Annotated in this window: 21 protein-coding genes and 1 tRNA gene; 12 read left to right on the top strand and 10 right to left on the bottom strand. The window is 51.6% G+C overall.

From position 1 onward, the window contains the following. The first annotated feature begins 40 nt into the window (after positions 1-40). The gene (gene secF / locus GDA54_05120; GenBank protein ID MBC6497684.1) at positions 41-958 is read left to right on the top strand and encodes a protein translocase subunit SecF; all 918 of its coding nucleotides are present in this window, start codon (positions 41-43) and stop codon (positions 956-958) included. Between the two features lie 68 nt (positions 959-1,026). Then, positions 1,027-4,635, top strand: a complete 3,609-nt coding sequence (dnaE, locus tag GDA54_05115; GenBank protein ID MBC6497683.1) for a DNA polymerase III subunit alpha — start codon at positions 1,027-1,029, stop codon at positions 4,633-4,635. Between the two features lie 52 nt (positions 4,636-4,687). Here dnaE and GDA54_05110 read toward each other — a convergent pair whose 3' ends face one another. Continuing rightward, a complete protein-coding gene (locus GDA54_05110; GenBank protein MBC6497682.1) occupies positions 4,688-5,359 on the bottom strand; it encodes an NYN domain-containing protein in 672 nt (223 codons plus the stop codon). 127 nt (positions 5,360-5,486) lie between these two features. Between GDA54_05110 and folK the strand changes: the two genes are divergently transcribed. The 5 genes from folK to GDA54_05085 all read left to right on the top strand — a co-directional run bounded on the left by folK (position 5,487) and on the right by GDA54_05085 (position 8,300). Further along, on the top strand, positions 5,487-5,984 hold the full coding sequence (folK, locus tag GDA54_05105; GenBank protein MBC6497681.1) for a 2-amino-4-hydroxy-6-hydroxymethyldihydropteridine diphosphokinase: 498 nt from the start codon (positions 5,487-5,489) through the stop codon (positions 5,982-5,984). Between the two features lie 159 nt (positions 5,985-6,143). Beyond that, on the top strand, positions 6,144-6,476 hold the full coding sequence (rpoZ, locus tag GDA54_05100; GenBank protein ID MBC6497680.1) for a DNA-directed RNA polymerase subunit omega: 333 nt from the start codon (positions 6,144-6,146) through the stop codon (positions 6,474-6,476). 6 nt (positions 6,477-6,482) lie between these two features. Continuing rightward, entirely contained in the window at positions 6,483-7,079 is a 597-nt protein-coding gene (locus GDA54_05095; GenBank protein ID MBC6497679.1) for a DUF2062 domain-containing protein, read from the top strand. Between the two features lie 55 nt (positions 7,080-7,134). After that, positions 7,135-7,881 (top strand): pyridoxine 5'-phosphate synthase, encoded by a 747-nt coding sequence (locus GDA54_05090; protein MBC6497678.1) that lies wholly within the window; start codon positions 7,135-7,137, stop codon positions 7,879-7,881. A gap of 2 nt (positions 7,882-7,883) precedes the next feature. Beyond that, positions 7,884-8,300 carry a holo-ACP synthase gene (locus GDA54_05085; protein MBC6497677.1) on the top strand — a complete coding sequence of 139 codons (417 nt, stop codon included), beginning with the start codon at positions 7,884-7,886 and terminating at the stop codon, positions 8,298-8,300. Positions 8,301-8,337: 37 nt separating this feature from the next. Here GDA54_05085 and GDA54_05080 read toward each other — a convergent pair whose 3' ends face one another. Further along, positions 8,338-10,044, bottom strand: a complete 1,707-nt coding sequence (locus GDA54_05080) for an acyl-CoA/acyl-ACP dehydrogenase (GenBank protein ID MBC6497676.1) — start codon at positions 10,042-10,044, stop codon at positions 8,338-8,340. Between the two features lie 25 nt (positions 10,045-10,069). After that, positions 10,070-11,332 carry a crotonyl-CoA carboxylase/reductase gene (ccrA, locus tag GDA54_05075; protein ID MBC6497675.1) on the bottom strand — a complete coding sequence of 421 codons (1,263 nt, stop codon included), beginning with the start codon at positions 11,330-11,332 and terminating at the stop codon, positions 10,070-10,072. A gap of 230 nt (positions 11,333-11,562) precedes the next feature. Here ccrA and GDA54_05070 point away from each other — a divergent pair, with 230 nt between their 5' ends. Further along, positions 11,563-13,608: a protein meaA gene (locus GDA54_05070; protein MBC6497674.1), complete on the top strand. Its 2,046-nt coding sequence runs from the start codon at positions 11,563-11,565 to the stop codon at positions 13,606-13,608. A gap of 106 nt (positions 13,609-13,714) precedes the next feature. Next, positions 13,715-14,362, top strand: coding sequence for a DUF502 domain-containing protein (locus GDA54_05065; protein ID MBC6497673.1), 648 nt, complete (start codon positions 13,715-13,717; stop codon positions 14,360-14,362). On the opposite strand, the gene GDA54_05060 is transcribed toward GDA54_05065, so the two are convergent. Together GDA54_05060 and GDA54_05055 are read right to left on the bottom strand one after the other, a co-directional pair. Beyond that, positions 14,350-16,491 carry an ATP-dependent DNA helicase RecG gene (locus GDA54_05060; protein MBC6497672.1) on the bottom strand — a complete coding sequence of 714 codons (2,142 nt, stop codon included), beginning with the start codon at positions 16,489-16,491 and terminating at the stop codon, positions 14,350-14,352. The two genes, GDA54_05065 and GDA54_05060, sit on opposite strands and share 13 nt — an antisense overlap. A gap of 115 nt (positions 16,492-16,606) precedes the next feature. Then, positions 16,607-16,990 (bottom strand): hypothetical protein, encoded by a 384-nt coding sequence (locus GDA54_05055; protein MBC6497671.1) that lies wholly within the window; start codon positions 16,988-16,990, stop codon positions 16,607-16,609. A gap of 166 nt (positions 16,991-17,156) precedes the next feature. On the opposite strand from GDA54_05055, the gene GDA54_05050 reads away from it, so the two are divergent. Continuing rightward, positions 17,157-17,504: a succinate dehydrogenase assembly factor 2 gene (locus GDA54_05050; protein MBC6497670.1), complete on the top strand. Its 348-nt coding sequence runs from the start codon at positions 17,157-17,159 to the stop codon at positions 17,502-17,504. Further along, entirely contained in the window at positions 17,501-21,034 is a 3,534-nt protein-coding gene (mfd, locus tag GDA54_05045; GenBank protein MBC6497669.1) for a transcription-repair coupling factor, read from the top strand. Before GDA54_05050 ends, mfd begins: the two co-directional genes overlap by 4 nt. Here the strand turns inward: mfd and GDA54_05040 are convergent. From GDA54_05040 to GDA54_05020, 5 genes are all read right to left on the bottom strand, one after another. Continuing rightward, positions 21,031-21,645, bottom strand: coding sequence for a ribonuclease D (locus GDA54_05040; protein ID MBC6497668.1), 615 nt, complete (start codon positions 21,643-21,645; stop codon positions 21,031-21,033). The two genes, mfd and GDA54_05040, sit on opposite strands and share 4 nt — an antisense overlap. 143 nt (positions 21,646-21,788) lie before the next feature. Continuing rightward, complete coding sequence (locus GDA54_05035; GenBank protein MBC6497667.1) at positions 21,789-22,385, bottom strand: HNH endonuclease; 597 nt, start codon at positions 22,383-22,385, stop codon at positions 21,789-21,791. Continuing rightward, positions 22,369-23,169, bottom strand: coding sequence for a site-specific DNA-methyltransferase (locus tag GDA54_05030; GenBank protein ID MBC6497666.1), 801 nt, complete (start codon positions 23,167-23,169; stop codon positions 22,369-22,371). The genes GDA54_05035 and GDA54_05030 overlap by 17 nt, the downstream gene beginning before the upstream one ends. Before the next feature lie 48 nt (positions 23,170-23,217). Then, positions 23,218-23,306, bottom strand: a tRNA-Leu gene (locus GDA54_05025). A gap of 4 nt (positions 23,307-23,310) precedes the next feature. After that, complete coding sequence (locus GDA54_05020) at positions 23,311-24,630, bottom strand: adenylosuccinate synthase (GenBank protein ID MBC6497665.1); 1,320 nt, start codon at positions 24,628-24,630, stop codon at positions 23,311-23,313. A 242-nt stretch (positions 24,631-24,872) separates the two neighbouring features. On the opposite strand from GDA54_05020, the gene GDA54_05015 reads away from it, so the two are divergent. Beyond that, a partial coding sequence (locus GDA54_05015) for a formate dehydrogenase accessory sulfurtransferase FdhD (GenBank protein MBC6497664.1) occupies positions 24,873-25,545 on the top strand: 673 nt, incomplete at its 3' end.

The following is a 25,545-nucleotide window of genomic DNA, read 5'->3' as shown; positions in this document are numbered from 1 at the left end:
ATATGCCTGATGCATAGAGCAGAACGTTAAGAGAAAGCCCATGACGATCTTCTTTTCCCATTGGCTTCGCCAGAAACCAACGTGGCGTTTCATGCGCTTCCATCGACACGGCTTGATAGGGTCGGCGTCTTTGGTGGTGTTATCTTTGCTGTTGTTCTCTGTTGTTGGCTTGGATTATGGCATCGATTTTCGAGGGGGGATGCTCATGGAGGTCAGCTACAATGAGCCCCCTGATGTGGGAGAAGTGCGCGACTCTTTGCGCGTCTTAGAGTTAGGTGATGTCCAGATTCAGACGTTTGGTAAGGATACAATCCTTCTTATACGCGTCCAGCGTCAACAAGGCGATGAAAAGGCGCAGATGGCGGTGATCACTCAGATAAAAGAGCGTTTGGGGAAGGATTTAGATTATCGGCGTGTGGAATTTGTTGGCCCTCGCGTGGGGCAGGAACTCGTCGAGAGTGGCATTTATGCCGTTTTATTCTCTCTCCTTGCTATCCTCTTATATGTATGGATGCGTTTTGATGGCTGGCATTTTGCCCTTGCGTCTGTGGTGGCGCTTCTCCATGATGTCCTCGTGACGATCGGGTTGTTTTCTGCTTTGCAGTTGGAGTTTAATTTGTCGACGGTGGCGGCCGTGCTCACGATCGCTGGCTATTCTATCAATGATACGGTGGTCGTCTTCGATAGAATGCGTGAGATGATGCGCCGTCATCGTTCATCGCCTTTTCACGAGATTATTGATATGTCTATCAACGCGACATTGTCGCGCACCGTCATGACGAGCGTCACCACCGCCCTTGCTCTCTTCGCCCTCTTGCTCTTTGGTGGGAGTGTTCTCCATGATTTTGTCCTTGCCATGCTCTGGGGTGTTTTCGTGGGAACATGGTCGTCAATTTTTGTGGCTGGTCCTATGATGTTGCTGTTGAAATTTGACATGCAAGAGGCACTACGCACATAATCAGTGGGTCCAGCATGAAGGAGGAGTCATCATTCATCGAAGGACATATCATGTGATGTCTGTGTGCTATGGCTAAGCCCTTTGTTCATTTTGCGGTGTCTTCTCGTTACTCTCTTCTCGAGAGCGCCCTCTCTTTTTCTCAGATTATCGAGACATGTCGCCGCCATGGCATGCCAGCCGTGGCGGTTGCTGACAGAGGCAATATGTTCGGTGTGATGGAATTTGCCATCGAAGCAAGCCGCCAAGGCATTCAGCCTATCATTGGCTGTTTGCTTAATGTCAGCATGACGGACATGCCACAGGACACGCCCTACCCCTTACCTCTGTATGTGCAAAACGAAGAGGGATGGCGTAACCTTGTGCGGATGGTTGGTGAGAGCTACAGCGTCATTGATGATGGTTTTCCGCCTCAAGTCGTGTGGCCTATGTTGGCAGAGCATCATCGGGGGTTGCTTGCTTTTTCTGGTGATAGAACGGGTGCTGTGCAAGCGCCCTTTTTTATCAGCGAAGGCCGCACGGGACAAGAGCATGCCGAACGTCTCGCATCGCTCTTTTCTGGACGTTTTTATATGCAGATAGCGCGCCATGGATATGTCTTTGAGAAAAAAATAGAGGCAACCCTTCTTAACCTTGCGCGTCATTTAGAGTGTCCTCCCATTGCCGTTCATCATAGCTATTATCACACAGCCGATTTTGCGCCGAGCTACAATGTGTTGCGTTGTATCGACTATCGTTGCGCCCGCAACGCCATGGGGGATAGGGAATATAATGCGAGTCATACCATCTATGACCCTGACGCCATGCATGCGCTGTTTCACGACATTCCCGAATGCTGTGAGCAGACAATTCTCTGTGCGCAACGTTGTTCGTGGTTTCCACAGCCTATCTCGCCGACGCTTCCTTCCTTTACGGGGACAGCCAGTGAGGACGAACAAGCGCTTCTCCATGCCCAAGCCCGACAAGGGTTAGAAAAACGCCTGCAAGAGTCACCTGTCTTGACGTCACCAGAAGAAGCAAAACCTTACCATGAGCGTCTTGCCTATGAGTTAGAGATGATATGTTCTATGGGCTATGCTGGCTATTTCCTTATCGTTGCTGATTTCATAGGATGGGCAAAAAGACAGCATATTGCCGTTGGTCCGGGGCGTGGGTCGGGCGCTGGCTCCATTGTGGCGTGGGCTCTTAACATCACTGACCTCGACCCTATCCGTTTAGGACTCTTGTTCGAGCGTTTTCTCAACCCTGAGCGTATCTCTATGCCAGACTTTGATATTGACTTCTGTCAAGAGAGACGAGACGACGTTATTCGCTATGTGCGGGATAAGTATGGACCAGACCACGTCGCCCATATCATCACATTCGGCACATTGAAGGCTCGCGCTGCCCTACGGGACGTGGGACGTATTCTCAATATGCCTTATGGGCAAGTCGATAGGATGTGCAAGATGGTGCCTTTTCAAGCCACCGGCGATACGCCACTCAAACAAATCGTGGCGGAAGAGCCAGCATTGCAGTCCATGGCGACACAAGACCCCAATGTCGCCTCCATGCTCGATATTGCCCATGATATTCAAGGACTCTATCGCCATGCATCAACCCATGCCGCTGGTATTGTTATCAGCGATAAGCCGCTCAGCGACACAATCCCCCTTTATCGCGATAAAGCCGCACAGCTCCCCGCCACCCAATACAGCATGAAATATGTCGAGATGGCGGGCTTAATCAAATTTGATTTCCTTGGGCTCAAGACGTTAACGATTATCGACAATTGTGTGGCGTTGATCAAAGACGCTCAAGGGCACGCCATCGCCATACAGCATATTCCTCTTGATGATGAGCCGACATACGCCTTGATGGCACAAGGTGATACCATTGGTGTCTTCCAATTGGAAAGTGATGGCATGCGGCGAGTCCTATGCGACTTAAAACCAGACCGTTTCGAGGAGATTATTGCCCTTATTTCTTTATATCGCCCAGGCCCCATGGACAACATTCCCACATATGTCGCGAGAAAACATGGACGTGAGCCCGTCACATATATGGATGAACGTCTCACCGCCATGTTACAGGAGACATACGGTGTCATGATCTATCAAGAGCAAGTGATGCAGATCGCGCAGGCGTTGGCAGGTTTTACCTTGGCAAAGGCGGATATTCTCCGCAAAGCCATGGGAAAGAAGGACCCCGCTATCATGGCGGGGTTACAGCATGAATTTATGGTGGGGGCGAGAAACATGGGCTTGGACGATAGAAAAGCGCGGCGTATTTTTCAGATGATCGAGAAATTCGCAGGCTATGGCTTTAACAAGAGCCATGCCGCCGCCTATGCTTTGATAGCCTATCAGACGGCATGGCTCAAGACGCACTATCCCGTTGAATTCTTTGCTGCCTCCATGAGCCAAGATATGGGCAATCAAGAACGTCTTCGCACGCTCAAGGAAGATGCCGAGAGGATGACGATTTCTGTGCTTCCTCCCCATGTCAATCATTCATGCCATCTTTTTTCTGTGGAATCTGTGGTGGATAAGACGTCCTCTTCTAAGCCTAAAAACGCTGTGCGCTATGCTCTGACGGCTATCAAGAATGTCGGTGCTGAGTCCGCCAAAGCCATCGAGGAGGAGCGCAAGAAAAATGGCCTATTTTCTGATATGGTCGATTTCGCAAGACGTTGCCACCCTCCCGTCCTCAATCGACGGATGCTCGAAGCCATGATTTATACGGGCTGTTTTGATAGTCTTGAAAACCATAGGCGCAAACTCTTTGACGTCAGAGATAACCTCCTACACTATGCCCATCAAAAAGAGAGGGAGGCGCGCCTCAATCAAGAGACCCTCTTTTCCTGTCAAGAGTCAGGCGAGGAGGATACATGGCTCTCCTCCTATGAAGGGCCTGATTGGTCGTTGGGTGAATGCCTTGCCTATGAATTCGATATGCTGGGCTTTTTCTTCTCTGACCATCCCCTTGTTCCCTATGAGGCGTTTCTCGAAAAGAATCATGTCATCCCATACCGCCAAGTGAAAAACCATGTCGCTCAAGGCGCAAGCAAACATATCGTTATGGCGGGCGCTGTGCTCAAGATACGGCAGAGACGCGCCCGTGAGAGCAAAAAGCGACTCGTTTTTCTCCATTGTTCCGACCAAGGGGACGCCTATGATGTGCTGGTGGATGATACTCTGTGGCAGGCACAGCACGCGCAGCTCACCGAAGGCGTCAATCTTATGATGAACGTCACGGCTTATATCCGTGAAGATAAGAGCATACGTCTTGTGCTCAAAGAGATGTCCCTCTTAGGAAAGGAGCATGAAGATGAAGCGCAAGGACATCGTCATAGCGCCAACAAAAAGCAACAGCACCAGCAGGCCAGTGAGGCTAAGACATCCTCGACACATCATGTGGCACATACCGCTATCGACCATATTGCCATCCATATTCGCCAAGAACGCGAACTCTATGCTCTTCGCCGTCATCTCGATAGGGCATCCACAGGGCAAACCCATCTCTCTCTCTGTCTCCATGTCGAGACGACGATGGAGGGAGAGGGTAAGACGATACGATTAGCGTTTCCTCATCGGCAAGGCTATATGGTCGATGCGGAACTCTTGTCGAAGTTACGCACCGACTGTGCTCATGTCGATGTGTCCCGCTCTAAAGAACCAACAGGAACGATTGTCGCATAGACGTCTTGGGCGTATCTTGTGGGCGTGTGGGGCGACTGGTATGGGGGCGCTTCTAGGGATTTCGATAGCGTTCGGGGAGCGCATCGGCATCAGAGACAGCATGGTCTGTTGATGTTGTGGCCAGTTCTTTCACCCTTGTATTGCCTCCTGTTTCATTGTCGCCTTTATACGTTTTCTCCACGAAGCGCCTTATTGTGGCGAGGTCGATAAAATGGTCGGCTTGGCGTCTGAGGTCATCGGATATAATGGGAGGCGTGTGTTCAGCTGTGCTCACGATGGTGGCGCGCAACCCTTTTCGTTGCACGGCCTCGATGAGGCGGCGAAAATCTCCGTCACCAGAGAACAGGACAGCATGGTCTATGTAGGGCGCCATATCCATCATATCCACGGCAATATCGATAGCGACATTGTATTTGGAACGCTTACGTCCACCAGTGGTATCGCTATACTCCCGAGAGTTCTTGATCACCATCGTATAGCCGTTATAGTCAAGCCAATCGACGAGAGGACGTAGGGGATTATATTCCTGTCCGTCATAGACGGGTGTATAATAAAAGGCGCGAATAAGGTGCGCATCTTGGGAGAAATACTCTAAAAGGCGGCTATAGTCGATATCAAAGCCGAGGACCTTTGTCGAAGAATATAAGCTCGTCCCCTCGATGAACAGGGCAATACGTGTGCCGTGCCACCATGGAAGAGCATGCGGTGTAAAATGTCTTGTCATTATTCAGTAAAAATCCTAGAGATAATTGTCATCTTGTGTCTCACATTGTCCCTCTCCAGACGTTATGGTGAGGAGAGACACATGGTAATTATGGTTTATAAAGGGTGTCAATGCAAGGGAGGAATCGATGATTATCATCGGGCTTGGCTCAAACCAAGAGGGACGGGAGGGGTGTTCTTATCTAGAGAATTGTCGCAGCGCCTTATCACGTTTCTCTTCTTACCACGTGCGCGTGGTAGCTGTGTCCCGTTGGTATCGTTCCAAGCCCATGCCTGTCTCTGACCAGCCGTGGTTCATCAATGGAGTCGCACAGATAGAGACATCCTTATCACCTGTCCATTTGTTGCGTTGTGCTCACGCCATCGAGCATGACATGGGACGTAAGAGGATGCGACGCAACGAGGCGCGCCCCATCGATATTGATATTTTGGACTATGGAGGACGTATCTGCACAGAACAACAAGATGGTATCACGCTTCCCCATCCTCGCATGCATGGGCGTGGCTTTGTGCTGTACCCATTATTGGATATTGCGCCTGCCTGGGTTCATCCCGTTCTCCATAAAACAGCCCGCTCTTTGCTCGATACCCTCTCTGACGAACAAGAAGGCATGTTTATAGAATAAAGTCTTGTCCTTATCTCTTGACAAAAAGTCAATCTTCTGTAAGATGGGGGAGACGTATGGTGAGAAATGCGACGTTCGTGTCACTATAGGGGTAGGCTGGCTATCACGTGGGGTGGGATAGATATAGGATAAAGGTTAAGAGAAGGGCATACATATATCATGGAGACGACCGTCATTGAAACATGCATGGAGTGCGTGGAAGACCGCTTTAAATTGGTGATGCTGGCTGTGCATAGGGCGCGCGCTTTAGAGAATGGCGCTGAGCCTTCTGTGGACGCGAGCCAAGACAAGCATGATGTTGTCGCCCTCAGGGAGATCGCAGAGAAAAAGCTCGATATGGAGGAGCTCGATATGTCCCTACGTTACCGTTATGAAGAGCTGTTGATGACCATGTATGGTCGCGATGAACGTAACAGGGACTATCCGTCTTATCCTGAGATGGTGTCGTCACCATCTCTTGCCGAGCACAAGGAATTCACAGGGGAGGGTTAGGCATTGATGTTTAAGCCGCGCGTGCCTCTCTCGTTGTATGAGCGTGTGCGTCGATGGGCTTGGCCTCACATCGGATGGGAGCGCATGGCGCGCTACCTGTTTTACAGGGTTGCGCGTTTTCATGATTCATCCCACAGCATTGCCTCTGGCTTTGCCACTGGTGTGGCGGTATCCTGTACGCCGCTACTGGGCCTGCATATTGCGCTGGCGTTCATTGTGGCCTGGTCGGTGAAGGGCAATATCGCAGCCTCCATGATAGGCACGCTTATAGGCAATCCCGCGACGTTTCCTCTTATATGGTTAGCGTGCTACACGCTTGGCTCGCTTATTCTTGGCTTATTCTCTGTGTCTGTTGATTTGTCATTTTTCAACGCTCTTTTTTCTCAAGAATCCCTGTGGCGTTCCGTGACGTCTTTCTTTTCTCGAGATGGTTTTTGGTATCACATTTTTCTTCCCATGATGTTAGGGTCTATCCCTTTGAGTATCACATCTTGGTGTGTGTCCTATTATACCGTGCGCCATGGTATTGATCTCTTTCGCACGAGGTGGTCTCATTTCTATGGGCGTATGAAGCGTCTGCGTTCGGCAAAGACGCGTTCTTGAACGTGCCATGGATATGGTTGTGGGGTATGGCTGTGCAAGGGTGGAGGCATGACAGATGGCCGTTCAGCATTGTCGTTTAGGTGTCAATATCGACCATATAGGGACGTTACGTGAGGCGCGCCAGCAGGGGTATCCAGACCCCTTACGGGCATTACCTCTCATCAAGGAGGCGGGGGCATCTCTTGTGACGGTGCATGTGCGTGAGGATAGACGCCATATGCAAGAAGATGACGTCAGGCGTTTAATGGGTGACCATCGTTTGCCTGTCAATTTGGAGATAGCGCCACGACAAGAGATGGTGGACATCGCCATCGCCCACTCTGTGGATAGATGCTGTTTGGTACCAGAGAATCGACAAGAATTGACGACAGAAGGCGGGCTTGATGTCGTCTCATGCGACGACATGCTCGTCCCCATTGTGAGACGTCTCCGTGATGTGGGAATCCATGTCTCACTTTTCATCGAGCCGTCTCTCGAGCAGGTGAACGCCGCCCATGCCTTGTCTGTGGATTCCGTTGAGTTACATAGTGGCGTTTTTGCCCGCACCTATCGGCATGACGCCCATGCCTTCGAAACGATTCGAGCATGTGCGGCTCATGCCCATTCTTTGGGGCTTGCGTGCCATGCGGGACATGGGTTATCCTATGACTCGGCATCGCTCTTGGCGCGTATCCCACACATCATCGAATTGAACATTGGCCATTTTCTCATGGGTGAGGCAGTCTTCTACGGGTTACGTCATGTCGTGGAACATATGCTCTGTCGCCTTAAAGAGGGCAGAGAGTCAGGGATAAGGGGGTAGGCGTGGTTATCGGCATAGGCCATGACATTGTGCCTATGGAACGTATCCGTAGGGTCTTGAGGCTTTATGGCACGCGTTTTACGAACCGTGTGTTTACGGAAAGCGAGCGGGCTCAGTGTGACAAGAAGCCCCGACCCACGGCATGCTACGCTAAGCGTTTTGCCGCTAAAGAGGCGTGTGCCAAAGCCTTAGGAACAGGTATCAGCGCGGGCCTCTCTTGGCAGGACATGCGTGTGACCCATGATAGACGAGGCAAGCCAGCGCTTGTCCTCTCAACGAGGGCTATGGATGTTCTCACCCGCCGCCAGCGTCATGGATGGCGAGAAGTCGTCCTTCACCTCACGCTCAGTGATACCGACTCCTGTGCTATTGCGTTTGTTCTCATCGAGGGGATAGAGTCTCATGAGCCTCATAGGTAGCGCTCAGGGAAGCTCTCATGACACATGGTGTGGCGTTTTAGCGTGTCAAGAGTCCTCTGGCGATGACATGGGCTTGAATTTCCGCAGCCCCTTCGAAGATATTGAGAATGCGCGCATCGCACAGGACACGGCTTATTTTATATTCTAGAGCGTATCCGTTCCCTCCATGGATTTGTAAGGCATTGTCGGCATTTGCCCACGCCACACGGGCGGCAAGCAATTTTGCCATGCCTGCTTCGATATCACAGCGCGCGTCATGGTCTTTTTCGTCGGCCGCATAATAGGTGAGTTGCCTTGCTGCTTGGGTTTCCGCCAGCATAATGGCAATTTTGCGGGCAATACGTGGAAACTCGATAAGGGCTTTGCCGAATTGTTTGCGCTCCATGCCATAGGTGAGAGCCGTTTCCATAGCATCTTGGGCGACACCGACTGCCCGTGCTGCCGTCTGAATCCGCGCCGACTCAAAGGTCGCCATCAACTGCTTAAAACCTTGTCCCTCCGTTTCACCAAGCAATTGGCTCTTATGGACTTTATAGTCATCGAAGGATAGTTCATACTCTTTCATGCCTCGGTAGCCTAACACGCGAATCTCGCTACCAGACATGCCTTTGGCGGGGAAGGGCGTGCCATCGTCTCCCCGTGGCTTTTCCGCTAAGAACATACTCAGCCCTCGATATCCTTTCTCTTTGGGGTCGGTGCGCGCCAGCACTGTCATCATGTCGCTTCTTGCCCCATGCGTTATCCACGTCTTGCTGCCATGGAGGTGATAATAATCGCCCTGACGCACCGCCCGTGTTGTCAGACGTCCCAAATCAGAGCCCGTATTAGGTTCGGTGAAGACGGCGCATGTCAGGACAGAGCCATCGGCAATCTTGGGAAGCCAGTGAGTCTTTTGCTGTTCTGTTCCTCCGATACGGATAAGTTCGGTGGCGATCTCACTACGGGTGCCTAATGACCCTACGGCAAGGAATCCTCTTGAGAGCTCTTCTGTGACGATACACATCGCGCGTTTTTTCATGCCAAGCCCCCCATATTCCTCTGGCGTGGCAAGGGAGAAGACTCCCAATGCGCTCATGCTCTCGATGAGCGAGTCGGGGAGCAGCATGTCATGGTCGTGCCACGTAGCGACATGAGGGACGACAGCGTCCTCACTAAAGCGTCTAAATTGCTCGCGTATCATCACATACGTGTCGCTGTCGTCACTGAGCACATCACCATTGTTGCTCCATTGTTGGCGGCACAAGCTGGCGAGCACGTGGGCTGTCGGCCCATGTGGGCTCATATCTTGAGCGTGACGCACCAATGTCGTGATGGCGGTGCTATGGAGTTGTTGGAGCGCGTCTTTGTCCTCTGTCAATTGGTGTGGACGGACAAATTCTTGCTGATTCATGGGCAGTCCCCCCTGTATCTGGGCGAGATATTCACCAAAGAGGATGCTGAGCGTCCCTTGTTCGCATGGCGTCAGCCACCCATGGCGATGGAGTGCTTGTCCCCATGCGCCCATGCATTCGAGGGCTTTTTGTGTTGTCATAAGCCATGCATAGCCGTGTGTGCGTTGCTGTTCTTGCTCGAAACGTTGGGCGTCGACCTTCCCATCAGAGAGGACATCTGCTTTCAATGTCTCACCGACATGGGATGTGAAATTCGAGACAGAACGTAAGCTTTCCTCACAGAGGGCAAGGAGCGTATCGGGTGTCAAGGATGGTGATTCTGCGATAGCAGACTCTGAGAGCGGCTTGAGCATAGGGATACCATAGGATTGCTGTTGGTTACTTTTTGTTGCGCCCCAGACCTTCCTTTGTTGCTTGGACAAGAACTGCCATATTGCCCGGGGCGTGTTCGTTGTTCATCATTTTCGTATGCGCCTGAGGGATATGGCGCCAAGGGAACGCTTCTGAGAGGCATGGGCGCAGTTTCTTCTGTATGACGAGCGTGTTGGCGAGGCTTGCTTGCTTTAATGTGGCGAAATGGCTTCCTTGCACTCTCTTTTGGCGCATCCAGACGAAGCGCGCATCCATTGTCAGGCGGTATCCGCTTGTGGCGGCACAAAAGACGACCATGCCTCCTCGTTTGACAAGGAAACAAGACACAGGAAACGTCTGCGCTCCCGGATGTTCGAAGACAATATCCACATCGACGCCTTTGCCTGTTATATCCCAAATGGCACGGCCAAAGGCGCGGACATTTTTCATATACTCTGCTGTTCCTTGAGTATCTGAGGTTTCTGGTAGGTCGCCCCAACAGGAGAAGTCCTTGCGATTGAGCGTGGCGTAGGCGCCACACTCCATGACGAATTGCCGCTTGCTGTCATCAGAGATCACGCCAATGGCGCGTGCGCCCGTGAGAGCACAGAGCTGCACTGCCATAGAACCAATGCCACCAGACGCGCCCCATACAAGGACGTTATGGCCTGGGCGTAATTCGTGAGGCATATGACCAAACAGCATGCGATAGGATGTGGCGAGAGTCAGCGTATAGCATGCCGCCTCCTCCCAACTGAGATGTTGCGGACGGGCAAGGAGTTGGCGTTCTTGCACCGTCGTGAATTGCGCGAAAGAGCCATCAGGAGTCTCATAGCCCCAAATACGCTGAGATGGCGAATACATGGGATCGCCGCCATTGCACTCTTCGTCATTGCCGTCATCTTGATTGCAATGGATAATGACTTCATCCCCTACCTTCCAGCGTTTCACACGCGCCCCTACCTGCCACACAACCCCTGACGCATCAGAACCGCCAATATGGTAGTCGGCTTTATGGACATCGAAGACAGACACGGGCTTGCCAAGAGATGCCCATATGCCATTATAGTTGACACCCGCCGCCATGACGAGGACGACCACTTCATCATCCTGAGGCTTTTTCACAGGCACAACTTCCTCCTTCATCGCTTCCTCTGGCACGCCTTGCCTGTCTCTGCGTATGAGCCACGCATGCATCGTCTCAGGCACATGCCCTAAGGGCGGGATTGTTCCTACAGGGTAGAGGTCTTTCTTTTCTGTCGTAAAGGGAAGAGATGTCGTCGTTTTCATGGATAGGATGGATAAGAGAGATGGTCATAGGGTGTTTGCACAAGGGGACGAGAGTCGAAGCCTTGCCGAGAGTCACCATAAAGGAGCGTGAACATTCTTGCAAGCACCATCCTTGCCATGAACATTGTTTAGGAGCATTGTCTGTCATTTTATGGTAATATGGGCGCACAAGATGCCTCTCATGAAGACGGGCCCCTCGAGGATAAAGAAAACGGAAGAAGGGAACATCGATGTCTGCCACCCATCATACAGGGCGTGACCGCCCATGGCTTATGCGCACCTATTCAGGCCATTCTTCGGCAGAGGCGAGCAATCGTCTGTATCGTTCTAATGTGGCAAAAGGGCAGACGGGATTGTCTATTGCCTTCGACCTTCCTACGCAAACGGGATATGACGCTGACCATCCCCTTGCGCGCGGTGAAGTGGGAAAAGTCGGCGTACCGATCAGTCACGTAGGCGATATGATGACGCTCTTTGACGGGTTGCCTCTCGACACGATGAACACCTCTATGACGATCAATGCCACAGCGTCATGGTTGCTTGCTCTCTATATTGCTGTCGCTGATAAGCAAGGTGTCTCGAGGGAAAAACTCAGCGGCACAACCCAAAATGACATTATCAAGGAATATCTTTCCCGTGGGACGTATGTTTTCCCGCCAAAGGAAAGTCTTCAACTGACGACTGATATGATTGTCTACACGAGTCAGCATATGCCAAAGTGGAATCCTATCAACATATGCTCTTATCACCTACAGGAAGCAGGCGCGACGCCCGTTCAAGAATTGGCGTTTGCCCTGGCGAATGCATGTGGCGTCCTCGATATGGTGCGGGAGAAAGTCGATAAGGACGTCTGGCCAAGGGTTGTCGGACGTATCAGTTTTTTTGTCAATGCTGGCACGCGTTTTATCACCGAGCTTTGCAAGATGCGCGCCTTTGCCGAATTATGGGACGAATTGACAGAGCACCGCTATGGCGTGCAAGAGGCGCGTTATCGACGTTTTCGCTATGGTGTGCAGGTCAATTCCTTAGGCTTGACAGAGCAACAGCCTGAGAACAACGTCTATCGTATCTTGCTGTCCATGTTGGCGGTGGTGCTCTCTAAGCAGGTGCGCGCTCGTGCTATTCAATTGCCCGCATGGAACGAAGCCTTAGGCTTACCACGTCCTTGGGACCAGCAATGGAGTTTACGTCTTCAACAGATTGTTGCCTTCGAGAGTGATATTCTCGACTATGGTGACATTTTCGAAGGCGCGCCCGTCATAGAGGAGAAAGTGCGCCGTCTCAAGGATGAAGCGCGCCAAGCCATCGACAAGATAAGTGCCATGGGTGGGCTTATCGATGCCGTGCAATCTGGTTATCTCAAGGCGCAGCTGGTCGACTCCCATACGAGAAGGCAGAGGATGATCGAGGAAGGTCGCCAGCATGTTGTGGGGGTTAATTGCTATCAAGAAGGGCTTGCCTCGCCCTTGCTCGAATCGAGAGACGGAGGGATCTTCACGGCAGACCCCGACGCCGAGCAGAAACAACGGGACAAGCTTGTGGCATGGCGGCAGCAACGGGACGAGAAAAAAGTCCAGCAAGCGCTCCACGCCCTCAAGACGTGCGCGCAGCAACGAGGCAATATCATGGAGTCATCCATTGCCTGTGCCCATGCCGGCGTCACCACAGGGGAATGGGGTGCGTGCATGCGTGATGTCTATGGAGAATATCGAGCGCCTACAGGCATAGGAGGCGAGGCGCACAGGCCTATGGCGTCAACGACACAAGGAGAAGAGGATACGCCATCTCAGCCGTGGCATGTCTTACGTCAGCAAGTCCAACAATCTTGTGAGCCGTTGGGGAGAAGGCCTAAAATCCTCATAGGAAAGCCGGGGTTAGACGGGCATTCCAATGGCGCCGAGCAGATCGCCATGCGGGCGCGAGATGCTGGATTCGAGGTCGTCTATGAAGGGATACGCTTGACGCCAGAGCAAATCGTCCAGACAGCTGTCGAAGAAGGCGTGCACATGATTGGCTTGTCTGTCTTGTCTGGCTCACACAATCATCTCGTCCGTGACGTGCTACGGCACATGAAGGAGGCGGGAATCGCCCATATTCCTCTTGTGGTGGGTGGAATCATTCCTCCTAAAGATAGCGCGCAGCTCAAAAAGCAAGGCGTCTCAGCCGTCTATACGCCAAAAAATTTCAACGTGACCGACATTATGCAGGACATACTACGTATCGTCCTTGCCAGCGCGACGCATGAACGACATGGAGACGCTGTGTCTCGTCACTAGGTGACACGCCCCCCAGTATCACCAGCTCTTATCATCGCAGGCGACATAGAGACGAAGGACAAACATCATGGGAGAAAAGAAAAGAAAAGTAAAAAAAACGCTGTTGATGCGTCTACGGGGTCATTTTATTGCTGGACTCCTTGTGTCTGCGCCCATTGCTATCACACTCTATGTGACGTGGCTTGCTGTCACATTTATCGATGCGCAAGTCGTCAAATTGTTGCCGCGCGACTACGAAGCGATGGTGGATTTTCCTCTACCGGGTCTTGGTCTTATCATTGTCCTGATAGCCCTTGTGTTTATCGGCTGGATTACTAAGGGTGTCATGGGGCGATTGTTCTTTCGCTATAGCGAGCGTCTCATTGCCTATATGCCTGTTGTGCGCGGCCTCTACGGCGCGATTAAGAAGATTTTTTCCACGGTCCTTCAGAGCAATTCGAAATCCTTTCGTCAGGTTGCTTTGATTGAATATCCTCGAAGGGGGCTGTGGGTCATTGTGTTTATCAGTAACGAGGTTGAGGGTGCTATTCGTAACGCTTTGGGCGAGGAGTCACTCTGTGTTTTTTTGCCAACGACGCCTAATCCGACATCGGGGTTTCTCCTTATCGTGCCAAAAAAGGATGTGACAATTATCGACATGACGGTCGAAGATGCCTTCAAGCTGGTGATTTCAGGAGGCATTGCCTTTCCCGAACATCATGGCGAGAGCGGTGAGAGGATGATACCGCCCAACATCGCGCCTCACCATGTGTAGGAGGGGTCTTCATGCCCCATGAGGTCTAAGAGCAGTCGTAGATTTTTACCGCGTGTCGTTTGCAGATGGGGGTCATGGGTGACGATATGCTGAGCGTCATGGTAGGCTTCTTCCAGCAGGTCTTGGTGGTCGGGCATGTGGGCGAGGCGATAGAAGAGGATACCGCTTTGCTTGATACCAGCAAGGTCGCCTTGTCCTCTTAGCATGAGGTCTTGTTGGGCGATGTGGAAACCATCGTGGGTTGAACGGATGGTTTCGAGACGCTTCTTGGCGACGTCCGTTAAGGGAGGATGATAGATGAGGATGGCATCCCCGGGCTGATGGCGGGCAATGCGTCCGCGCAATTGGTGCAGTTGGGACAAGCCAAAACGTTCGGCATGCTCTATTACCATCAATGTCGCTTCAGGGATGTCGAGCCCTGTCTCAATGACGGTGGTGCATACGAGGATGTGACTCTCGCCGCGACGAAAGGCGTCGATGGTCTTGATACGTTCGGTGCTGTCGATACCGCTATGGAGAAGGGCAACCTTGTTGGGAAAGCGTTTTTGTAGTGTGTGAAAGCGTGTGGTCGTATCCATCATCGCTTGTTGTTGTGACTCTTCGATCATGGGGCATACCCAAAAACAGCCTTGCTGGTGATTGAGGCGTTTTGCCACTGAGTCGATGACGGCATCGAGACGTTCGGAGGAGACAATGAATGTGCGGGGGACATATTTCCCTGTGGCGCGTTGGCGTAACAGGGACATAGGCATATCACCATAGTGGGCGAGAGCAAGGGAACGTGGAATGGGGGTTGCTGACATCATGACGACATCGGCATTGGGTGCTTTGTCTTGCAGGAGTTTACGTTGCTCGACGCCAAAACGTTGCTGTTCGTCAATGATGATAAGGGCAGGGTTATGGAGCTGTATTTTCTCTTGAAAGAGGGCGTGCGTGCCAATGACGAGGAGACATTGTCCATTGGCGATGGTGATACGGCGTTCCTTTTTTTCTGTTTCGGTGAGTGTGCCACCGAGATAGGTGAGGGATATAGGCAATGGCACAGAATGATGGGGAGGCATATGATGGGCGACTTTTGTCAGCATGCTATCAAACACGTGGAAGACTTGTCGTGCGAGGAGGTCAGTGGGCGCCATATAGATGACTTGGCGCTTATTTTCGATTGTTTCAAGAGCGGCAAACACAGCAATGATGGTCTTACCGCTTCCCACTTCGCCTTGTAGGAGGCGGGTGATGCGTTTTTGAGACGTCATGTCGCTGAGAATATCGGCAACGGCTTTTTTCTGTTCCTTGTTGAGTGCAAAGGGGAGTTGGCGCGCTAACACATCTCTCATGACGCCTCTTTTTTGTATGGGATGTGCTTTGCATGGTTGGTGGTGATGACGGAGCATGGCGAATGTCAATTGCTGAGCGAGCAGCTCATCATAGGCGAGACGCTGTCTGGCGGGATGGTGAGGCGAGAGGTCTGTTTCCGTTTTTGGGTGATGGGCGTGATAGAGGGATTGTTGGAAAGAGCGCCATTGATGGCGTCTTATGGTCTCGTTCCCTATCCATTCTTGTGGGGGCTTGTGTGTGGATGTCCGTTGTATGACGGCTAAGACCTGAGCGAGTGCTTTGTGTCTTTGATAGAGGGTGAGCCCTTGGCTGAGGGGGTAGAGGATGGAGTGTGCGGGAATGCGTTTTTGCCCGTCATCGATGACAGCATAGTCAGGGTGTATGAAACAAGGCGTGTGTTGATAGAGGGTGACTTTCCCTGAGACAAAGTAGGACGCGCCTATGGTAAAGCGTTGATACAGGGTGCGCCCTTTGGCGTGAAAGAATATAAGGTAAAGGGCTGTTCCCTCTGAGTCTGTGGCGAGGATACGCCATGGAATGGACGACTTTCCCCTGAGACGAGGGGGTGGTTGATGTTTGACGATGGTGATACGTAGTGTGATGATGGTGTCAAGGCATGGGGGGGATAGCGACTCGTGGGTTGGTCGGTGCAGGATGCCTGTGGGCAATTGGGTGAGGATGTGGATGAATGTCGCGCCGCGACAGCTCCGTTCGAGGGCGGGGATATATTTTTTGGGAATGGACGTGAGGTCTGCTAAGGGACGAAGCACATCACGCAAGGACGGGGATGTCATCTGACGTCACCTTTACAGCCCCATAAACGACATGCCTGAGTGGGTGGCGACAGCGCTCATGCATCACCACCCAAGAAAGAGCGTGGTTATCTCACACAAAACGAGTCATCCGACTCTATTGTGTCGTCCTGTAGGATTTAACCTTGTCGTTTTCATCGTACGTCACTGACAGCCTGACGGTTTCTCCCGCCACAGCTTCGATGGGCGTTCCCACGATCTCCCACAATCCAAAAGTGAGAACATCCATAGCGGCATGGCCAGCGGCTCTCCCCAGCGAAGGCTCATTGCCTATTTCATATTCAAATATATGGGTTGTCGTGCCATCACTATTTTGGTTAACCCTGCGGGGATTGCCTAAGTGAAATTCAACGGCCTCTCGTTCTACGCCCTTGCGTAAGAAGGCAACATTCTTTTCATCACTCCCGACAGCGGCCATGTAAACGGAACACCCAGACACAGCCATAGATACAGCGAGGATAGCGCCAATTACTTTCGTCATGTTCTTCTCCGTAAGAATTCTTTTCATGTCCCAACTTTGTATCAGTGATGTATAGCACAGAAAAGAAAGCAGTGGCAACGCCATTCCGTTTCGGGTAGGATGGCGCACAGGTCGCAAACAAGAAAGCTCTCTCCCCCGTTTTCTCTGAAAGAGTGTGTCGTAGGATATGATAGGCCATGCAGGGCAAAAAACATCGCTTGTCAGGGACGAGCAGAGCCGTCGAAAGCGTCTTCTTTATCGTTGTTGTCGACGTGGCACGCAAGAGATGGATATTCTCATTGAGGAATTCATTCGCCAATGTATGAAAGACCAGCGCTATCCCTTGTCGGCATTGGAGGCCTTTGTGGCGCTGAGTGATGATACGCTTTATGGCCTTCTCACCCACCGAGCGGGGCAGAAGCACGAGGCAGATGGCGCAATGCGCCATGTTCTAGAGACATTTTTACGGCGCTATGCTGTTGAGACGCCTCAGCAAGAGCAAAGCCCATCCCCGTCCCCCTCATCCACCTCATGAAGAGTGTCAAGAAGCGCATATGGCGAGGTGAGGTGTGTGCGGGAAGTGAGGTGCTGGCCCTTACCCAGTTGATGGACGAGAGTGATGCCACAGCCTTTCTCTATATCGTGAATGCCGAGCAAGACCTCTATGGGATGGCACACGCCATCGCGTTCTTTGGGAACGGGCGAGAGGTGTATACGCTCCCCGCATGGGATTGCATGCCTTATGACCACATGGACCCTCACCCTTCGAGAGTCGCCAGACGTATCGCCACCATGTGCGCCCTCGAACGCAAGGCGCGACAGAAGGCATGCCATGACGCGCAAGGAAAAACACGACAATATGTTGTGTTAATCTCAGCGGCATCTCTTTTACAACGTCTCACGCCTCTCTCTTTTTGGCAAGATAAGCGCTTTTCCTTGAGACAAGGGGAAGAGCTCGAGACAGACAGGCTCCAGCAGTTTCTCCATGCCTATGGCTACGAGCGTTGCGACATCGTCAAGCGTCATGGCGACTATGCATGGCGGGGAGGGATTATCGATATGTTTCCGCCTACAACGCCACACCCTCTACGTATAGACTTGTTAGATAGCATGGTCGAGAGCATGCGTTTTTTCGATGTGGAACGCCAGCGTTCCCTTGAGACATGTCAGCGGTTCGCCCTTCCGCCATCCCGTGAATATGGTTTGGATAAGGAGCATTGTCGTCTCTTTCGTTCTCGTTATCGCGCTCTCGAGGGAGGCGGACTCGATGGGGATATGGTGTATGCCCATGTCAGCGAGGGACGCCATCGGGTGGGCTTGTGTCACTGGTTGCCTCTGTTTTTTGATAAGACATCGACGCTGCTGGACTATCTCCCTGAAGATGTCGTCATCGTTACCCATGATGACGGGGATGACAGACTCGAGGGACGCTATGCCATGATTCAAGACTATAGGCGTAGCCGTGAGATGATAAGAGGGAGGAAAAGCAAAGAGGCCCATGATGACGAAGAGAGCCTCTCTGGCGGGCGTCTTCTTCCTCTCGAGCCTTCTTCCCATGCGCTCTATATGACTCCATCCACATGGGAAGAACGCGCGTCTTGTCTGGCGCGTTGTATTCTCTCGAGCTTCAAGGTGCCAGAGGGACAGACAGGGACCAACGTTCATTGCCGTCCCATCATTGACAGCAAGGAGCAGGCGCGTCCTCTCCATGTGCTCAAGGCATGTTGGCATCGCGCTCAGCAAGGCAACATACCGTTGCTTATCATTGCCGACAGCGAGCGCCATAGACAGCATGTTCGCGCCATGCTGACATCCCAGCAGAGTCATGTCGATGACGACCTTCCCGCTATCACTGACGTTGCGTCCTATGGCGCTGTGGGCAAGGAAGGTATCCATATCGCTCAAGGGCAGTGGCGAGGAAGTTTTATATCGCATGCGCTTGCTGTCGTCACGACCCGCGATCTGTTCGGTGAGCGCACAGACTCCTCCTCGTCCATACGCAAAGCGCAAGCCATCCTCTATGAAAAAGCTCCTTTCCCAGAGGATAGCCTCGTTGTCCATAAGGATTATGGTATCGGGCGTTATCAGGGAATCCAAGCATTAGATATTGATGGCGCGCCCCATGATTGTTTGACTATCCTGTATGCTCAAGGTGAGCAACTCTTCGTGCCAGTCGAGAATATCGCCTATCTCTCGAGATATGGGCAAAAGGATGACGTCCCCCTTGACCGATTGGGGCATGAGTCGTGGAAGAGACGCGCCCAACGGGCAAAGAAGCACATCTATGCGATGGCACATGAGCTGGTGGCCACAGAAGCACGGCGTCGCATGGTGCGCGCGCCTGTGATGGATGTCGCCTCTAGCGCGTATGATGAATTTTGCGGACATTTCCCCTTCACTGAGACGGATGAACAACGTAAAGCCTTTGAGGACGTCCTACAGGATTTATCCTCTGGCACACCGATGGAGCGTCTCCTCTGTGGTGATACGGGTTTTGGGAAAACGGAAGTTGCCTTACGGGCAGCCTTTGTCGCCACATGCGCTGGTTATCAAGTGTTGGTCATGGCGCCGACAACCCTCCTTGCGCGTCAGCATGCGGATGTCTTTTCCCGTCGTTTTCACATGTTTGGTATCAAATGTGTGATGTTGTCCCGATTCACGAGCGCAAAGGAGATACGCCTGCATAAAGACGCTGTGGCGCGAGGTGACGTCTCCATTGTCATCGGCACCCATGGCGTGCTCCATGCGTCTCTCCAATTTTCCCAATTGGGATTGGTCATCATTGACGAGGAACAGCATTTTGGTGTCCGCCAGAAAGAGACGTTTAAGAAGACATATCCCCACATACACACCCTTTCTCTGTCGGCAACACCCATTCCAAGAACGCTCTCTATGGCCTTGGGGGGTATACGTGACATCAGCATGATGACGACGCCTCCTGTGGATCGATTGCCTGTGCGTTGTTTTTGCATGCCTTTCGATTCGTTCGTTATCCAAAAGGCGTTATTGCGAGAGCATGAACGGGGTGGTCGTTCTTTCTATGTCGCGCCCCATATTCGGGATGTGGAACGTATTACACCATTCCTCAGACAGCTCGTGCCACAGCTACGTATTGCCGTTGCCCATGGCAGGGAGACGGCGGCGCGTCTCGAGCATATGATGGGAGGATTTTATGATGGCGACTATGATCTGTTGCTTTCGACCTCTATCATCGAGTCGGGGCTTGATATTCCCCTTGCCAATACATTAATTGTGGAACGCGCCAATATGTTCGGTATGGCGCAACTCTACCAGTTGCGAGGGCGTGTCGGGCGTTCCCACCACCAAGCATGGGCATATTTTACATGGCATGGACGCCTGAGTACCGATGGCGCAAGAAGACGTCTCCACGTGTTAGAACGTCTGGAGGATAGAGGCGCTGGTCTCACGGTCGCCCAAAGCGACCTCGATATCAGAGGCGCTGGCACGCTCCTTGGGAGCAAGCAGTCAGGACACATACGAGAGATAGGAAGCGAACTTTATCAGCAGATGGTACAGGATGCCGTGAAGGCTATGGGACGAGAGACGTCGCCTAAGACATCCCATACAGCAGACTATACGATACGTATCAATCTGGGTATCCCCGTCTGTATTCCAGAAGACTACATTGCCAATATGGCCTTACGCCTTGGTTTATATCGACGTATCGGTGACTTAGAGGATATTCATATGCTCGATGATTTTATCCTTGAGATGACGGATAGATTCGGCAAGCCGCCAGAGGTTTTTCACCATTTCATGGAGATGGTGCGCCTCAAGCATATGTGTCGGCCCCTGAGCATCGAGCAATTGGACGCTGGTCCTAAAGGCATGACATGTCGATTTCACAAGAACCAATGTCCCTATGGCGATAAACTTCTCGCATGGGCTCTCAAAGAGCCTTCACATGTAGGCGTGCGTCCCGACCAACGCTTTGTTGTGCGTGCTGACTGGCATAACACGGCACAGCGTATCGAAGGCGTCAAAACCTATATTGGCAAGATAGCGCGTTATGCGCAAGACGAGACGCGTCTCGCTGAGCGCTAATGGGCAAAGATATCTTCTTCCCATCCCCCTAAATCGATAAGCGCCCGTTGCGGGAGAAAGTCAAAACATGCTTGCGCATAGCGCATACGCCCTTCGCGTTCGAGCATGGCGTTGAGCCTCTCCATGAGGCGATGGAGATACAACACATCACGATAGGCATAGCGTATTTGATCTTTGCTGAGTGACGTGTTGCCCCAATCTGAACTCTGTTGTTGCTTCGATATGTCAAAGCCAAAAAATTCTCGGCATAAGACGCTGAGGCCATGGCGGTCTGTGTAGGTGCGCGCAAATTTAGAGGCGGTACGTGTGCAATAGATGGGTTGACACAGGATATTCATATGGTGGTAAAGGGCGGCCACATCAAAACGGGCAAAATGGAAAATCTTTAAGACGGACGGATTTTCTAAGAGTTTTTTGAGATTGGGGGCGGGAGGAGAGGACGTCTTGTCGGTTTTCGTCAAGCGCACCAGAAAGCAATTGCCTTGCGCATCAGCCAGTTGGAGGAGACAGAGCCTATCACGGGCGATACGCAACCCCATTGCCTCACCATCCACCGCCACAGCATCGCCAAAATCGACATCAGCGGGGATGTCATGGTCGCAAAGTGTCATGGATGTGGGCTGATGGCGTATCATATGGGATGTGACGAAAAAGGGTGCGTCTTGTGCCTATGTTGTATCATAGAAGGGTCAGGATATAACCCACCAATGGGTGACTCCCCAGTTGGGAGAGGAACATGGACGCTCTGTCCGCTTCACTTCTCCCACACAATATGACCATTCATAGCATGGGCTTCATATATTTTCAAGATGTCCGTGCAAAAGGTCAAGAGCTCGTCATTGTTTTCTTTTTTTGCGAGATGATAAAGCCTAATGAACATTTTTTTGCCTGTCTCGGTTTGTTTGAGGTTTTTTTTGATGAAATTATGCTGAGCGCACAGCGTTTGTCCGTTCTCTATTGTTGCTTTTCCTCCTAAATCTTTTGGCTTGATATGGTCGACATGCAGTTCGACTCCGTCTTTTTTTCCTCTTCCACATATAACGCACCGATATTGGTCACGCTCTAAAATCTTCCTCTTTTGTTCAGCAGAAAAGTCTTCTGGACGCCTTCTCTTCACGTCTTCAGGATGATAACGGTAGACGCCTTTTTTCACTTTTATGAGGTAGCCAGACTGATGGAGTTTGCGTATTCCCCTATCAGGATCTCTAAACACGTTGCCTGTTCTCTTCATCCACTCTGCCGTTGCCCAATCTACAATTTCGGGGTGAGGAATATCCCTATGGGGATTTTTCTTAAAGAAATCCATCAAGAGATGATGTTGGGTGAGAGGTGTTTTACGTTTGCTGTCCATGGCATGACGCAACAATATCTGTTTCTTTGCACAGACGACCAATGGCAATATCGCAATACTGTTGGTCAATATCTATGCCAATGCCTCTTCGTCCATGCGTCTGTGCGGCAATCAGTGTGGACCCACTCCCAACAAATGGGTCGAGGATGGTATCTCCTTTGAAACTAAAGATTTTGATACATCTCTTAGGGAGCTCAATCGGAAAAGCAGCAGGATGACCACCAGCCCCTTTTTTCCCCTGTCCGTTGAACGTCCATACCCCGTTTGTCCAATCCATGAACTCTTGCTTTGTTATATCGCTCGTGCTTCTTCCGTTGTTTTTCTTCCACCTTTTTTTATACAAGACGACAATGACCTCGACGGGAGCAATAACATAGGGTGCTGACGCAGACATCCAAGACCCCCATGCCGTCCGGCGTGAGATGTTGCCTTCATGCCAAACGATGGTCGAATGGTAGTGCCATCCAATTTTTTTAGCAATATGGGTGATATCGGCACAAACCGCTTGTTGTCCCCCTTTGTTCTTATCGAGGGGAATGTTTAGGCAAAATCGTCCGTCATCTCTTGCAAGGGCATAGCATTTTCTTATCCATTGCTCAGTAAATGCCAAATACGCCTCATAAGATACGTTATCCTTGTGAGCATTGTAGCGGATGTCCACATTATAGGGAGGAGACGTGACGATAAGGTCAACGGAGGATTCGGGGATATGCTGTATCGTCAATATGTCATCCTTGTAGATGACAATGTCACGTGTATTGAAATAGGGCGTAGCACAGGCCATCTTGTCGTTTGCTCTTTCGGGGTTTCATATCCATAACCTGTTCTTATATGGTGCTCAGGAGAAGACTCGAACTTCCACGACCGATGAAGGTCACTGGCACCTGAAGCCAGCGCGTCTACCAATTCCGCCACCTGAGCGCGCCTAGACTCTTATAGCAAAGGGCATGTGTTCTTGTCTTATGATTATGGCGTTGCGTTCGGGGCTGGTCGAGATAAGGGCGACAGGCACGCCAAGGAGTGTCTCGATACGTTGGATGTAGCGTTGGGCGTTGGGTGGCAAGTCCTCGAAACGCTCGATGCCGCTGGTAGAGCACATCCATCCCTCATGGCTCTCATAGACTGGGCGTAGTGACTCGATGGCGTCACGCGTGTGAGGAAGGTCATCGAGGCGGTCTGTCCCCGACTGATAATGGGTACATATATTGAGCGACTCAAATTGGTCGAGCACATCGATCTTTGTCAGGGCGATGGCGCGCACACCCGCCATATGGGTTGCATACCGCCCGAGGACGGCATCGAACCAGCCGCAACGTCTTGTGCGGTTTGTCACAGTGCCTTGCTCTCTCCCTTCACGTTGGAGACGCTCACCTAACGACTCATGGAGTTCCGTAGGGAAATACCCTTCGCCTACACGTGTTGTGTAGGCTTTTGCGACGCCTAGGACAGGGCTATACATAGGGTAGGGGCTTGCCGAGCCACACATGGCATGTGATGTGATGGTGTGTGAGGATGTAACATAGGGGTAAATTCCATGGTCAATATCCAGCAACACGCCTTGAGCGCCTTCATAGAGGATCGACTTCTTGTTTTGCGCCGCTTGAGCAAGAAAATTCCCGACTCTCTCCACATGGGGCGCAAGGGAAGGCGTCACGTCCGTGAGGGCATCCATGAGTGTCTCCATATCGATAGGGCGTTCGCCATAATGGCGGCGTAAAATATCGTGATACTCGACCATGGGTTGTAATTTTGCTCTGAGGCTTTGGGGATAGAGAAGGTCGCCCACGCGCACCATACGCCTCCCTACTTTGTCTTCATAGGCGGGCCCAATGCCACGCCCTGTCGTGCCAATTTTCTGCTGTCCGTTGCTTTGCTCTTCCCGTAGGCGGTCGAGGTCTTTATGAAAAGGCATGATAAGCCCGGCATTATCGGCAATCTTGAGGGAGTGAGGGGATATGGTCGCGCCTTCACGTGTCAGGCGCTCTATCTCTTCCACCAACGCCCATGGGTCGATGACGACACCGTTGCCGAGCACGCCAACAGTATGGGCATGGAGAACACCAGAGGGAATAAGACTCAATTTGTGTTTTTTCCCCTCATGGACAATGGTATGGCCGGCGTTCGCACCCCCTTGAAAGCGTACAACCACGTCAAAGGCTGAGGCGAGGACATCGATAATCTTGCCCTTGCCTTCATCACCCCATTGCATGCCGATAACGCTCAAGGCTTTGGGATGGAGAGGCATAGACATCGGGTGAGGCATATACATATATATGTCGTCTCTTTCATAAGGTTTGCCCAAAGGTTTGTTTGGGGGGATTGTTTGGGGGCTGTTCGGGACATGATGATAGCACCAGAATGTACGAGGACAAAACGCTCTATACATAGAGACGCACGTCACGTAAAATACATGACATCGATGATGCCCATGTGCCTCATGTGCCCCATGTGTCTATGGCATGGTCTCCAGACAAGTGTTTTCTCTGTATGTCCCCTTCTTCTCCTTCGCCACTGCCTATCGTTCCTATGCCAGACGCCTCAGGCTTGACGCGTGCCATGGAGGGATATGACGAACATCATACCATGCTGTCATTGGATGTCATCGAAGAAAAACCTCTCACCCTCTTTCTTAACCGACAGGAAATCGTCACCATGATGACCATAGGGGATTATCCAGAGTATCTTGCCGTAGGGTATCTCCTTAATCAAAACATGCTCCATGCTGATGATGTTATCACCTCCATCGACTATGAACAAGACATTGCGACGATCGTTGTGCGCACCGAACGTCATACCGACTATGAAGACAAGCTACGTAAAAAAACGCATACCTCTGGCTGTGCCGTGGGGACGGTCTTTGGCGACATTATGGAAAAATTCGACTCCGTGACTCTTCCCCAAGGATACCATGTGCACATATCGTGGATTTATACGCTCCTCAAAAAAATCAACATGATGCCGAGCCTCTATCTTAAGGCAGGGGCGATTCATGGGTGTGTCTTATGTCATCAGGATAATGTGTTGCTCTTCATGGAGGATGTGGGGCGTCACAATGCGGTGGATAAAATCGCTGGTTATATGTTTCGGCATGGGCTATCCCCAGAGGATAAGATATTCTATACGACGGGGAGGCTCACCAGTGAAATGGTCATCAAGACGG

Source organism: Alphaproteobacteria bacterium GM7ARS4 (genome assembly GCA_014332745.1).
Taxonomy (GTDB): domain Bacteria; phylum Pseudomonadota; class Alphaproteobacteria; order GM7ARS4; family GM7ARS4; genus GM7ARS4.
This window is presented reverse-complemented; position numbering and strand designations above follow the sequence as displayed.